Genomic DNA, 13,439 nt, shown 5'->3' on the forward strand with positions numbered 1-13,439 from the left:
CTCTTCTAAGTGGCCTACATCCTATGCATTATTAAAACGCTTTTATAAATGATGTTGAAAATATACCATATTCAATTTTTTATAACAATGAAATAGAAAAGTTGGCTTTTCCAAGACGGAAAAATGCGGCTTTGTGAATTTCATATCCCACCACACAACTTATTCTAGAGGAGTGGGAGGATGAGAATTTTCAGTTCATCACGTCCAGATGTTGAGTTACCGAGTTAAATTTAGGTCTAATCACGGTAGACATTATAATGTTATATTGACCTAAAAGGGTATTAGTGTTATTCTACTTTTGTAAAAGTTAGAAAAGTCAATACAAATTAGTAACCGCTTACAATAATTGGATTTATCCCGGAGTAAGCGTCTGTAAGACTCCCACCTCAAAACATCAAGTGAGAGAAAACGGACGCTAACCCCCCGATTCGTTCAACTAACAATCAGTGAGGAAGAGATAAAACCTCCACTGATTGAAAGCTCACTTTAACAAAAGGAAGGATAGATATGACAGCTACATTGGTTTTACGGAATGTAAAAAGGATAGATGGAAGTTCTTCAGATATTGTCCTGGCAAATAGTAGAATTGTAGACATTGTTCCACCAAATACAGGTAACGGGGAAAAAGTTATTGACTTTAAAAATAATGTTTACGTTTCCAGTGGATGGATCGATATGCATGTACACGCCTTCCCAGATTTTGATCCATACGGAGATGAGATTGACGAGATTGGTTATAAGCTAGGTGTCACCACCATTGTGGATGCAGGAAGTACAGGCGCAGATCAAATACATAGCTTGTTTAGTTATTCGAAAAGGGCAAAAACCAATGTATTTGCCATGCTTAATATTTCACAGATAGGTTTAAAACAAATTGATGAGTTATCCAATCTTACATGGTTGAATGAAGAAAAACTGTTAAAAGCAGTAGGGAATCATAAGGATTTTATCGTTGGACTTAAAGCGAGAATCAGCAAAAGTGTCGTTGGCCAAAATGGTGTGGAACCTTTAAAAGTAGCACGTAATTTTTCTAAGAATACCAATTTACCACTAATGGTTCACATTGGCTCTGGTCCGCCAAATATTAAGGAAGTCCTGGCATTAATGGAAGAAAAAGATATTATTACGCATTATTTAAATGGGAAAAGCAATAATCTATTTGGGGATTTAGGGGAGCCTCTTCCTACATTTCTTCAAGCGATAAAACGTGGCGTTCATTTAGATGTTGGCCACGGAAATGCAAGTTTTTCTTTTCGTACAGCTGAACAGGCAAAAGAACATGAAATCAAGTTTGACACCATCAGCACTGACATCTATCGAAAGAACAGGCTACATGGTCCAGTGTTCAGCATGGCTGACCTTTTAACAAAGTTTTTATATTTAGGTTATTCCCTGCAAGAGATAATCGATGCGGTTACCGTTAATGCAGCCAGATGGTTGAAGAAACCTGAATTAGGAAGGATTGCTTCAGGAGATATTGCTAATCTCACATTGTTTTCAGTTGAAGATCAGTCGGTGGTCTTAAGAGACTCTGAAGGGGAAGAAAGAAAACACGATAAAAAGATTGTAGTAAAAGGAGTGGTGATGAATGGTGAATACATTGAATGCTAAGTATGGATTGAAAAGAGTAATCAATGCAAGTGGACGAATGAGTATTTTAGGTGTGTCTGCGCCATCGAATAATGTAATGGAAGCGATGAAAGTCGGCGGACAAAGTTATGTGGAAATTGCTGATTTGGTAGATAAAGCAGGGGAGCATATTGCCGGTCTGCTTGAATCGGAAGCTGCAATCGTCGTAAACTCTGCATCAAGCGGAATTGCCTTATCCATCGCAGCCCTTGTTACGGAAGGAAATCTTCGCAAGAGTGAACGGCTTCACCAAGATGTGATCTCAAAAAATGAAATCGTTTTACTAAAAGGCCATAACGTACAATATGGTGCACCAATTGAAACAATGGTGTATCTTGGCGGTGGCAAGCTTGTAGAGGCAGGTTATGCCAATGAAGGGAAAGCAGAGCATATTGCCGAGGCAATAAATGAAAATACAGCCGCTATTCTATACGTTAAGTCACATCATGCTGTGCAAAAAAATATGATTTCCGTAGAAGAAGCTTGGGAAGTTGCCAAAGCCCATAATGTGCCCCTAATTGTAGATGCAGCTGCGGAGGAAGATGTTAAAAAATATGTGCAAGTTTCAGATTTAGCCATCTATAGCGGTTCAAAATCCATCGAGGGGCCTACATCTGGAATCGTTGCTGGAAAGAAAAAGTACATAGAATGGTTAAAAGTACAATTGCATTGTATTGGCCGTAGTATGAAGGTTGGGAAGGAAACAACCTTTGGCCTGTTGCAAGCATTGGATGAATTTTTTGTCAAAAAGGATAACAGTAAAAAGGAAAAAGCCAGTCTTGAGGTGCTAACCTCACTCCAGTCATTAGAAGGAGTAAAAGTAGAGATTGTACAAGATGAAGCGGGTCGTGAAATCTATCGAGCACGGATACATATTGACCCTACTGCTTCCAATACCACAGCAAAGGAAGTAAATGACAGGCTAAAGAATGGAGAAATTGCAATTTATACAAGGGATTACGGGGTACGTCAAGGCTTTTTCGATATTGATCCACGTCCATTACAAGGCGAGGAAATATATATAATTGAAGAGAGATTAAAAGCAATTTTGGGAGGAAAAGCATAATGAACATCGAAAAACGTTTTTATCAAAATCGTGTTGCCTTAAATGTATTAGCCAATAGTGTCGAAAACGCCAAACATGTTTTTGAAGCCGCAGAAGGCCATGCTTTAGTTGGGGTGCTTTCAAAGGATTATCCTACAGTAGACACAGCTGTTAAGGCAATGAAGGAATATGGGGCAGCAATCGATAACAGTGTTTCCATCGGTTTAGGCGCCGGTGACAATAGACAGGCTGCTGTTGTAGCTGACATTGCTACGTATTATCCTGGTAGCCACATTAATCAAGTATTCCCGTCAGTTGGGGCCACACGGGCAAATTTAGGAGAAAAAGATAGCTGGATCAACGCCCTTGTATCTCCATCAGGCAAAATTGGCTACGTTAATATTTCCACAGGTCCATTTAGTGCCGAGGTAGGGGAGGTAGCTATTGTTCCAATCAAAGCAGCCATTGCACTTGTACGGGATATGGGAGGTAATGCCTTGAAATATTTCCCGATGAAAGGTCTAAAGCATGAAGACGAGTATCGTACCGTCGCAAAAGTTTGCGGAGAGGAAGGATTTGCTTTAGAACCAACTGGCGGGATTGATTTGGATAACTTCTCGACCATCTTGGAAATTGCATTAGAAGCAAAAGTGCCGAAGATTATTCCACATGTCTATTCGTCGATTATTAACAAAGAAACTGGAGAGACGAATGAGGAAGACGTAAGAAAACTGCTTACCATCACAAAAGAGTTGGTTGCAAAATATGCCTAAAAAAGTAGTCGCATTTGGGGAAGTCATGATGCGTTTGATGGCACCAGGCTATGAGCTTCTTGCACAAGCGAATACCCTACAATACTCGTTTTCAGGCACAGGGGTGAATGTAGCTTCTGCTATGACGAAGCTTGGCTATGATGGATACCTTGTCACAAAATTACCGAGTAATCCTCTGGGTGATGCTGCTGTTGCTTCCCTACAACGTTTAGGGGTTGAGAGGACCTTTATTTCCAAGGGTGGTAACTATATCGGAATGTACTTTTTAGAAAATGGCTTTGGTCAGCGCTCAAGTCGAGTGACCTATACGAATCGTTTGGAAAGTAGTTTTAATACAGCTCAGCTTTCCGATTATAATTTGGACCTGATTGCTGAGACTGCTGACATTATTCACTTTTGCGGCATTACACTTGCAATGACAGACCAGGTCCGCGAAAACATGAAGATACTTGCTCAAAAAGTGAAAGAAAAAGGTGGCCTTGTTTGCTTTGATTGTAACTATCGCCCTTCATTATGGAGTGGAGGATATGCTCAAGCAAAACGACATTATGAAGATCTCCTCTCCTTAGCAGATATCGTGATGATGAATGAACAAGATGCCAAGTTTATTTTAGAAATGGAAACTAACAAAACATCAAGAGAGGCCCAATTGAAAGATCTTATTCCAGAGGTAGCAAAGATGTTCGATATCCAAATAATTGCTGGTACACATCGAGCCATTAATGGTGATAATACACATTCACTTCGGGGTTATATTTATAAACAGAATACATTTGTATTCTCGAAGCTATTACGCTTTTCTGTATTGGATAGAATTGGCGCAGGGGATGCTTTTACAAGTGGGGTTTTACATGGAGAACTTGCGGCTTTTCCTGAAACGAAAACAGTGGAGTTTGCTGCAACTGCAGGTATGCTTGCTTGTACGATTGTTGGGGATACCCCAACCGCTACTGAAACGGAGATTCTGTCCGCGATGGCGGGAACGATTGAAGATATTAAACGGTAAGGTAGGAGAATGGAAATGATGGTGAAGAAAACGAAAGGTCCACTCTATATACAAATTAAAGAAATAATGAAAGATCGCATTTTAAATGGCGAGTATGCTTTACATACATATATTCCCTCCGAACCTCAATTAGAAAATGAATTTACTGTCAGTAAAATCACAGTGCGAAATGCAATTAAAGAACTCGTCCAAGAAGGTTATCTCGAAAAGAAAAGCGGGAGAGGGACGAAGGTGATTGCCAATGTTTCCGTTGCGAAGCTTGCAAAAGGAAAGCACTTTACCGAAATTCTAGTTGAAGAAGGCCACCGTATTACGAAGAATGTATTAAGCATTAAGCAGGTTGAATTAGTAGACTGCAATGCTCTTAGGTCAATACTTGGTGATCAGTGTATTAAAATGGAGCGGGTTTATTCATTGAATAATGAACCGTACATTTACTTTATCCACTATCTTTCCCTGAAATTAAGTGAAGAAGAGATAAAGGATGTTCAAATCACTTCTTTATATCGCTTTTTGGAAGAACATCATATTCGCCCTGAATCATTTCGAGATGAGTTCCAAGTTTCGGTTGCGCCTTCTTCTATTAAAGAAGCATTAAATTTAGAAGAAAGCTCTGCTGTTTTAAAAAGAATAAGGCGTTCTAGTGATGAAGATGGAAATTTCGTGGAATATAGTGAGGGGTACTATAACACCGCAAAGCAAAACTATGTGGTTTCATATAATGATTCAAATCAATAATATTCGTTCAAATTGCTTTATTTCCTAATGTATCAAAAGAGGCGCATAGATGGTCAATACAAGATGAACAAGTCAAAAAATGAGGCGAGCAAATGAATAAATACATAGCTTTTGACATAGGTGGTACTTTCCTGAAATATGCGGTGGTTGGCGCTGACAGTACTATTTTGGAACATAACAAAGTAAAAACGCCGAAGACGCTGGATGGTTTATTAAAAGTCATCCATACATTTGCTGCGCTACATAAGGATGTACAAGGAATTGCAGTAAGTCTGCCAGGGGCTGTATCAAATGAGGGAGTGGTGTATGGTTCAAGTGCCATTCCTTTTATCCATGGCCCTAACATGAAACAACTGATTGCAAGTGGGACATCGTTACCCGTTTATATTGAAAATGATGCAAATTGTGCAGGCTATGCTGAAGTCTGGGCAGGGGCAGCGAAGGGTAAAAAGGATGTTTTAGTCATGGCGATTGGAACAGGAGTTGGCGGCGCCATCATTAAAAATGGTGAAGTCCATAAAGGTGCAAATCTCCATGGTGGCGAATTTGGATCTATGCTATTAAACGCCAACAACAAAGATATGAAAGAAGAGGAATGGGTACGAATGGATTCAACGTTGTCCATGGTTAGAAAAGTAGCCAAAAGAAAAAATGTTGAACCGGAGTCCCTCTCCGGTGAGGAAATCTTTACCTTAGCCGCCTCTGGAGATCGGTTTTGTATGGAGGCTATAGATGACTTTTTCCACCTGTTAGCAATTGGAATATTTAACTTACAGTATATCTATGACCCAGAGATTATCTTAATAGGTGGAGGCATAAGTGCAAGGAAAGATCTAAGCGAGAGAATTTATGACAAACTTGATAGAATCCTAGCATCATATCCTAAGGCAACCATAAGACCTGAAATTGGTACGTGCAAATTTAGGCAAAATGCGAATCTACTAGGAGCAGTGTACGGGTTAATAAGAGGGATAGAGCGTGATGTGTTGTAAAGCTACTTTAAAATGAAAAGGGGTACATTCAAATGGAAAAAACGACTATTATACCAAAGGACTTTATGTGGGGAGGCGCGGTTACTTCCTTTCAAACAGAAGGTGCTTCTGAGCAGTATGGGAAAGGATTATCCATCATCGATGCTAGAGAAGTTCCTGAAGCTTTTTCTGACTGGAAGGTAGCTGTAGACTTCTATCATCGTTATAAGGAAGATATCGCTTTATTTAAAGAGATGGGATACAATGCGTATCGGACGAGCATCTCCTGGTCACGAATTTTCCCGGATTGTGAAGGGGAAGTTAATGAGGAAGGGCTCCAATTTTATGATGACCTTATTGATGAATTGATAGCAAATGGAATAGAGCCCATTATGACGCTTTATCACTTTGATTTACCACTTTCCTTAGCAGAAAAATACAATGGTTTTGCATCAAGAGAGGTAGTTGATTTATTTGAAAAGTATGCCCAAACTGTCTTTACACGGTATAAGGACAAAGTAAAGTATTGGATAACCTTTAATGAGATTAATTTAGTGTTATTAAACCCGGATTATTTTGGTATTACGGATCCGAACCCTTCTGAGAAATTGAAATATCAACTTTGCCATAATGTTCTTGTAGCACATGCAAAAGCAACAAAGGCAATGCGTGAGATTATCCCAAATGGGGAGATGGGTGGCATGATTTCCTATATCTCTACATATCCAGCTACGTCAAAGCCTGAAGATGTTCTTGCAAATTACAAAGCAAAAGAGCAATTAATAGATCTTTATCTCGATGTCTTTGCAAATGGAGAATATCCAACCTATATTACGGCAGAACTAGAAGAGAAAAATAGTATGCCAATCTTTGAAGAAGATGATTTATCCATATTAAAGGAAAATATAGTAGACTACTTATCCATTAGTTATTATCAAAGTAGAATTGTAGAGCATGTAGAGGGACAAGGTTTCGCAGGAGGAATGACGAAAAATCCCAACTTATCAGCAAGCGAATGGGGAGCAGCAATCGACCCAATTGGGTTTAGGATTGCTTTAAAAGATATGTATGCACGATATAGATTGCCAATTTTTATCACGGAAAACGGTATCGGGGTACACGAGGAACTTGATGAAAATAATCATGTAGATGATCACTATCGAATTGATTATCTTAATCAGCACCTCAAACAAATGAAAATCGCCATGCAAGAAGGGGTAGACGTAATTGGCTATCTCACATGGGGATCCACGGATATCTTAAGCTCAAAAGGCCAAATGTCCAAACGTTATGGGAATATTTTTGTGAATCGTGATGAAAAGGATTTGAGAGATTTAAAGCGATATAGAAAAAGTAGCTTTCATTGGTTTAAGAAGGTGATTGAATCAAATGGTGAAAAGCTTTAGGGAAGGCTGTAGAGCTGAGATTCTTTGGCAGGTTTTCCAATATGAAATGAAGTGATTTTAAAAGAGCGTTCCCAATCGGGAGTGTTCTTTTTTTATCGCAGTGCAACCGTCCGTAAGACTCCCCCTTCAAAACATGAAGTGAAACCATGAGTTTTTAGTGGGAGTAAACGGACGCTAACAACCCGATTCGTTCAACTAACAATCAGTGGGGGAAGAATGAAAACCCCCCACTGATTGAAGGTTCACTTTATGTTTATCAATAGAGAATAATTTATTTATAGTTTCAGGACAAAAATCAAGTATCCTCCACCCAAAATTGCTCTATCCTTCCATTTTTAAACATGAAACCCTTTATAAATTATCAATCTAGAGTAAATTTTTAAAAAAAATTGACTATACAAAAAGCTGGTGGTATTATACCTAACAAACGTTAGTTAGGGAGAAGATGATGACAAAAGATAAAATTATCCAAGCGACAATTAGGAATTTTGCTAAGTATGGGTACGAGGGAGCTTCCATGCGGAAAATTGCGGAGGAGGTCGACATTAAACCAGCTTCTATTTATTACTTTTTTGAGAACAAACAGAACTTATTTATCCAAGCAATAAAGGTTATCCTAGACCACCACTTTACTAGTATGAAAGGAACGTTTGAACAGTATCAAACGGAAAAATTACACACAATATTTTCAGAACTATTCAATAATATTGTGCGCCACCATACCTCGAATCAAGAAGAAACAAAAGCTTATGTATTGATGGTGAACTCTGCGATTCCTGAAATCAAAGATGAAGTACGTAACTATTTAGCTACTTATAATGTTTGGTTGGTAGAACAATTGACAGAAGAAATTGCTTCAAGAAATCCTCATCTAGATACAAGTGAGATTAAAGAGATCATCGATTACTTTATTTTTCTTGGAAATGGTTTATTTTGGGGAGTTATCATTTATGAGAATTCCGAGATACAGAAGAATTTAAATCAAGCTACCAATTTAATGAATCAATACTTAATCCCATTGTTAGGAAGTGATAAAGATGAGTGACAAAAAATTAATTGAAGATTATGAGCTTGACCGAGTACCTGACGAAAAAAGACAGGGATGGCTGAAACAGACAATGGTTTGGATTGCGGGAATCATTGCTTTATCTGCAACTGCATTAGGTGGAGCATTAGGGAGTGGGATGGATTTACAGCAAGCCATTATCGTTTCTATTATTGGTACTTTCTTGTTATCCCTGCTTAGTGCGTTATGTTGTATCGTAGGTGCTAAAACAGGCTTATCTACCGCATTGGTTTCTTCCTTTGCATTAGGTAGGTATGGTTCCATGGCTGTATCGGTCGTCATTGCCCTTTCTTTATTCGGCTGGTTTGGTGTTCAACTGGATTTATTTGGTTCAAGCTTAAATAAAGTCATTAGCGATGTTTTTGGGTTAAATATCTCACCTACTATATTAATGATAATTGGCGGAATATTGATGACATTTACCGCCTGCATTGGCTACAAAGCCATTGAAAAATTAAGTATTATCGCAGTTCCATTGCTTGCCATTTTACTTATTGGTTCTGTTTATATGACAAGTAGGAGCTTTACTTTTAATCAACTAAATGACATGTCAATCACTTCAGATCCGCTTACAATTGGTATGGGTATCTCCTCGGTAATTGGATCACTGGCTGTTGGCGCGATCATTGGTCCAGATATTTCGCGTTATGCAAAATCAGCGAAAGATGCAGCTATATCCGCATTTTTAAGCTATTTCATTGGCTATAGTATTGTATTAATTATTGCAGCCGTATTAGCGAAAGCAACCAGTGAGGTTGATGTCGTGGCGATTATGATTGGAATTGGATGGGGAACAGGTGGCATGCTTGTGCTTATCTTTGCACAATGGACGACAAACAACACCAACATTTACTCATCCGCACTAGGATTTTCCGTTATCTTTAAAAAAGTACCAAAATATATTCTAACCATTATTGCAGGGATTATTGGTACAGCACTTGCTGTCATGGGAATTTACGATCATTTCATTCCATTCTTAAATGTACTAAGTGTCCTTATTCCACCAATTGGGGGGATTTATACAGCTGATTTTATATTTAGACATCGCGAGTATCATTTCTCCAACATCCATAATGTTTCAAATGTTAGAGTACTAAGTGTTTTGAACTGGGTAGTTGCTTCTGCGGTCGCGTTTATGACCACACCAAGTCCAACTGGATTTGGATTATTTAGCCTTACCGGAGCATCAGGGATTGATGCATTTTTAGTAGCTTTCATCATCCAATCTATACTTGGATATTCCTATATTAAAAATAATAAAGAAGCCTTGAAGGGGGATGCAGCATGAGATTGATTGGGAAAGAAGAAATAGAAAATATAGCTATTGGAGCGGCTTTATTAGGTACTGGTGGCGGTGGAGATCCATTCGTTGGAAAAATGATGGCACTACAAGCAATCGAAGAAAACGGTCCTGTGAAGTTACTTAGTGTGGATGAAATTGATGATGAGGATTTAATTGTTCCCTCTGCCATGATGGGTGCGCCAACTGTATTGGTGGAGAAATTAGCAAGTGGTGACGAAGCATTAAAAGCTTTTAATGCGTTAGAAGAAGTACTAAATAAAAAAATTAAAGCAACCATGCCAATTGAGGCCGGTGGTGTAAACTCCTTATTACCTTTAGCATTAGCTGCATCAGTCGGTTTACCTGTAGTCGATGCGGATGGGATGGGACGAGCCTTTCCAGAACTACAAATGGTTACTTTTTATCTTCATGGTGTTAGTACCACTCCTATGGTTTTGGCCGATGAAAAAGGAAATAGCATGGTATTAAATACGGTTAATGGAAAATGGGCAGAGGACATCGCACGAGCTGCAACCATGGTAATGGGTGGCTCGGTCATGAATGCTATTTACCCAATGTCAGGAAAACAAGTAAAAGCATCAAGTATCTATCATTCTCTAACCTTAGAAGAAAATATTGGGAAGGTAATCAAGGAAGCAAAAGCCAATAAACAAAATCCAATCGAGGAAGTGTTACAGCTTTTAGGTGGCTTCAAGTTATTTACTGGAAAAGTTACCGATATCGAACGGAAAACAGATGGGGGATTTGTTCGTGGTAAAGCGACAATTGAGGGGCTAGACCAAAACAAAGGGGAACAATGTTATTTGGAATTTCAAAATGAAAATTTAATGGCGAAAACAGATCATGAGGTTCTTTGTATGACGCCTGATTTAATTTGTGTCATGGACACGGATACTGCGCTTCCTTTTACAACAGAGGGATTAAGGTATGGGGCAAGGACAACGGTGATTGGAATTCCTGCTGATGAAAAATGGCGTACAGAAAAAGGGATTGAAGTTGCTGGGCCGCGATACTTTGGATATGACCACGACTTTACTCCGGTAGAACAATTGATCAGAAAGGCAGGGAAATAATTATGAACTATCGTTTAGGCATTGATGTAGGTGGTACGAATACAGATGGCGTTCTCCTGGATCGGGACATGAAGGTAATTCATTCTTTGAAAACACCAACCACAGAGGATGTAGAGACAGGCATTTACAATACAATCAGTCGATTGGTGAAGGAAGCAAATGTAAAGGTGGACAATATCGAATTTACGATGCTAGGAACAACGCAATGTACCAATGCCATTGTAGAAAGGAAGAAATTAAACCGAGTAGCAATCATCCGAATTGGTGCTCCTGCTGGAACATCCATAAAACCGCTTGCTGGTGTACCAGAAGATTTAAAAGAAATGCTTGATGGTCATACCTATATGGTGGAAGGGGGACATGAGTTTAACGGCAAGGAAATTAACACGTTAAATGAAGAGAAGATCCGTTCCATTGCGAAAGAAGTGAAAGGGAAAGTGGATTCCATTGCCATTACCTCCATCTTTTCCCCTGTCGATCAGTCACATGAAACGAGGGCAGCAGAAATTTTGCGTGAGGAATTAGGAAACGATGTTTCAATTTCTCTTTCGAGTGAAGTTGGTAGCATCGGGTTATTAGAAAGAGAGAATGCAACCATTTTGAATGCTTCTATTATTAATGTGGCAAAAACAACAGCAGAAGGGTTTGAAAAGGCACTGGAGCAGAACGGAATACATGCGAAAGTCTTTTTCTGCCAAAATGATGGTACATTAATGTCTAAAGCATACACCTTGAAATATCCAATTCTAACCGTAGCATGTGGACCTACTAATAGTTTACGAGGTGCCTCCTTCCTCTCGGATAATAAGGATGCTATTATCGTCGACGTTGGCGGCACAACATCAGATGTTGGTGTATTAGTTAAAGGATTTCCGCGTCAATCTTCCATTGCTGTTGACCTAGGTGGAGTTCGTACAAACTTCCGTATGCCGGATATCAATTCTATCGGACTGGGCGGAGGCACCGTCATCCGCGTCGCAGAGGACAATACATTTAAAATTGGACCAGATAGTGTAGGGCACCGTATCCTTAAAGATGCACTGGTCTTTGGTGGTTCTACCCTTACCGCGACAGACGTTGTGGTTGGATTAGGAAAAGTACAACTAGGAAACCCAGAAAATGTCGCACACCTCGATAAAAATCTATTAAATAAGATTTTTAATCAAATGGTGGAAATGATAGAAGAAGCTATTGATAAAGTGAAAACAAGTGCAGATGATATGCCGGTTGTATTTGTTGGAGGAGGAAGTGTCCTATTTCCGAAAGAAATCAAAGGTGCATCCTTTGTTTACCAGCCAGAGAATGGTGGGGTTGCAAATGCAATTGGTTCAGCTATTTCCCAAATCAGTGGTGAAATTGAAAAGATCTATTCAATTAATAAGGAAAATAGAGATGAGATATTAAAGCAAGCAAGAGAGCTTGCGATATCAGAAACCATTAAAGCAGGTGCTGATAGCAAAAAAGTAGAAATAGTAGACATGGAAAGTGTACCGCTTGCCTATCTACCTGGTGATGCAACAAGAGTGAAGATAAAAGCAGCTGGAGACTTGGCGATATAGATGGGAATACTGGGGGCAGTGCCCCCTTTTGTTCGCCTCTATCCCTCTGGAGACCAGTTCATCAGGCAGCACTATTTTTTATTTCCATCTCTTATTCTATTTATATGTAATTATTCGTATCTACAACTGGCTAGCATCAATTGCCAATGTTTTATATAATCCTGCTTCTCCTTTTTTTGTAATCTTTACTGCACGGTCGGGGAGTTTTTCCACCCAATGTTGCTCCAGTAACCGCACTAAAACGGCATTCCCTAATGCACCTGCAAGATGGTAGCGCCTTTCGCTCCAATCCAAACACTTACGGGCAAACGCTCTTCTTTTTTGTTTCAAAGCTTGCAGATCGATATCGAACTCATAAAAGAACTTCTCTCCCTTATCCGTCACAAGAAAATTATCTTGATCCTCAATCAGATATTCTTTTTCCATAAAGGCTTCGGTCAATCTCACCCCTAGCTTTCCGGCCAAATGATCATAACAAGTACGGGCAATTTTAATCTTTTCGGCACGTGATGAATCCTTTAAAGACCTAATTTGTGTTGGTGGCGCTATAACGGTCAACGTTTCCAAAGCCCGGGCAACATCAGCATTAGCAAGGCGAAAGTACCGATGCCGACCGTGTTTTTCTACACAAAGGAGATTTCCCTCTACTAGTTTTGATAAGTGTCCGCTGGCGGTTTGCAACGAAATATTCGCTTTTTTTGATAATTCAGTTGCTGGCAGTCCGTCTAATCCAAGAAGTGCATCCAACATAGCAGCTCTTGATGGATCTCCCATCAACTTCGCGACATATCCAAAATCTGGTCTGCTTCCCATCACCATTCCTCCTCAAAACATTTATACTTCGATTATAACCGAAGTTTCTACATGATA

The 13,439-nt window shown here is 39.4% G+C and carries 12 protein-coding genes; 11 read left to right on the top strand and 1 reads right to left on the bottom strand.

Annotation, left to right across the window (positions count from 1 at the left end; translation table 11 throughout):
- Positions 1-507: 507 nt before the first annotated feature.
- From ACTWPF_RS04555 to ACTWPF_RS04605, 11 genes are all read left to right on the top strand, one after another.
- The gene (locus ACTWPF_RS04555; protein ID WP_443148460.1) at positions 508-1,611 is read left to right on the top strand and encodes an amidohydrolase/deacetylase family metallohydrolase; all 1,104 of its coding nucleotides are present in this window, start codon (positions 508-510) and stop codon (positions 1,609-1,611) included.
- Positions 1,589-2,695 carry a DgaE family pyridoxal phosphate-dependent ammonia lyase gene (locus ACTWPF_RS04560; RefSeq protein WP_443148461.1) on the top strand — a complete coding sequence of 369 codons (1,107 nt, stop codon included), beginning with the start codon at positions 1,589-1,591 and terminating at the stop codon, positions 2,693-2,695. Before ACTWPF_RS04555 ends, ACTWPF_RS04560 begins: the two co-directional genes overlap by 23 nt.
- On the top strand, positions 2,692-3,447 hold the full coding sequence (gene dagF / locus ACTWPF_RS04565) for a 2-dehydro-3-deoxy-phosphogluconate aldolase (RefSeq protein ID WP_443148854.1): 756 nt from the start codon (positions 2,692-2,694) through the stop codon (positions 3,445-3,447). Before ACTWPF_RS04560 ends, dagF begins: the two co-directional genes overlap by 4 nt.
- Positions 3,440-4,453 carry a sugar kinase gene (locus ACTWPF_RS04570; RefSeq protein WP_443148462.1) on the top strand — a complete coding sequence of 338 codons (1,014 nt, stop codon included), beginning with the start codon at positions 3,440-3,442 and terminating at the stop codon, positions 4,451-4,453. The genes dagF and ACTWPF_RS04570 overlap by 8 nt, the downstream gene beginning before the upstream one ends.
- A gap of 15 nt (positions 4,454-4,468) precedes the next feature.
- Positions 4,469-5,191, top strand: coding sequence for a GntR family transcriptional regulator (locus ACTWPF_RS04575; protein ID WP_443148463.1), 723 nt, complete (start codon positions 4,469-4,471; stop codon positions 5,189-5,191).
- 92 nt (positions 5,192-5,283) lie between these two features.
- The gene (locus ACTWPF_RS04580) at positions 5,284-6,183 is read left to right on the top strand and encodes an ROK family protein (protein ID WP_443148464.1); all 900 of its coding nucleotides are present in this window, start codon (positions 5,284-5,286) and stop codon (positions 6,181-6,183) included.
- Between the two features lie 26 nt (positions 6,184-6,209).
- Positions 6,210-7,568, top strand: coding sequence for a glycoside hydrolase family 1 protein (locus ACTWPF_RS04585; protein WP_443148855.1), 1,359 nt, complete (start codon positions 6,210-6,212; stop codon positions 7,566-7,568).
- A 448-nt stretch (positions 7,569-8,016) separates the two neighbouring features.
- A complete protein-coding gene (locus ACTWPF_RS04590) occupies positions 8,017-8,613 on the top strand; it encodes a TetR/AcrR family transcriptional regulator (RefSeq protein WP_443148465.1) in 597 nt (198 codons plus the stop codon).
- Positions 8,606-9,922, top strand: coding sequence for a purine-cytosine permease family protein (locus ACTWPF_RS04595; RefSeq protein WP_443148466.1), 1,317 nt, complete (start codon positions 8,606-8,608; stop codon positions 9,920-9,922). Before ACTWPF_RS04590 ends, ACTWPF_RS04595 begins: the two co-directional genes overlap by 8 nt.
- On the top strand, positions 9,919-11,010 hold the full coding sequence (locus ACTWPF_RS04600) for a DUF917 domain-containing protein (protein WP_161464974.1): 1,092 nt from the start codon (positions 9,919-9,921) through the stop codon (positions 11,008-11,010). Before ACTWPF_RS04595 ends, ACTWPF_RS04600 begins: the two co-directional genes overlap by 4 nt.
- 2 nt (positions 11,011-11,012) lie before the next feature.
- A complete protein-coding gene (locus ACTWPF_RS04605) occupies positions 11,013-12,569 on the top strand; it encodes an ROK family protein (protein ID WP_443148467.1) in 1,557 nt (518 codons plus the stop codon).
- 120 nt (positions 12,570-12,689) lie between these two features.
- Here ACTWPF_RS04605 and ACTWPF_RS04610 read toward each other — a convergent pair whose 3' ends face one another.
- Positions 12,690-13,382, bottom strand: a complete 693-nt coding sequence (locus ACTWPF_RS04610) for an ArsR/SmtB family transcription factor (RefSeq protein ID WP_443148468.1) — start codon at positions 13,380-13,382, stop codon at positions 12,690-12,692.
- Between the last annotated feature and the right edge of the window lie 57 nt (positions 13,383-13,439).

This window comes from Oceanobacillus sp. M65 (assembly GCF_052246275.1).
Lineage (GTDB): Bacteria > Bacillota > Bacilli > Bacillales > Amphibacillaceae > Oceanobacillus_B > Oceanobacillus_B jordanicus.

Coding starts and splice junctions, on each gene's coding strand:
- ACTWPF_RS04570 (WP_443148462.1), top strand. CDS start 3,440: ATGCCTAAAAAAGTAGTCGCATTTGGGGAAGTCATGATGCGTTTGATG.
- ACTWPF_RS04560 (WP_443148461.1), top strand. CDS start 1,589: ATGGTGAATACATTGAATGCTAAGTATGGATTGAAAAGAGTAATCAAT.
- ACTWPF_RS04605 (WP_443148467.1), top strand. CDS start 11,013: ATGAACTATCGTTTAGGCATTGATGTAGGTGGTACGAATACAGATGGC.
- ACTWPF_RS04610 (WP_443148468.1), bottom strand. CDS start 13,382: ATGGGAAGCAGACCAGATTTTGGATATGTCGCGAAGTTGATGGGAGAT.
- ACTWPF_RS04555 (WP_443148460.1), top strand. CDS start 508: ATGACAGCTACATTGGTTTTACGGAATGTAAAAAGGATAGATGGAAGT.
- ACTWPF_RS04590 (WP_443148465.1), top strand. CDS start 8,017: ATGACAAAAGATAAAATTATCCAAGCGACAATTAGGAATTTTGCTAAG.
- ACTWPF_RS04580 (WP_443148464.1), top strand. CDS start 5,284: ATGAATAAATACATAGCTTTTGACATAGGTGGTACTTTCCTGAAATAT.
- ACTWPF_RS04600 (WP_161464974.1), top strand. CDS start 9,919: ATGAGATTGATTGGGAAAGAAGAAATAGAAAATATAGCTATTGGAGCG.
- ACTWPF_RS04575 (WP_443148463.1), top strand. CDS start 4,469: ATGATGGTGAAGAAAACGAAAGGTCCACTCTATATACAAATTAAAGAA.
- ACTWPF_RS04595 (WP_443148466.1), top strand. CDS start 8,606: ATGAGTGACAAAAAATTAATTGAAGATTATGAGCTTGACCGAGTACCT.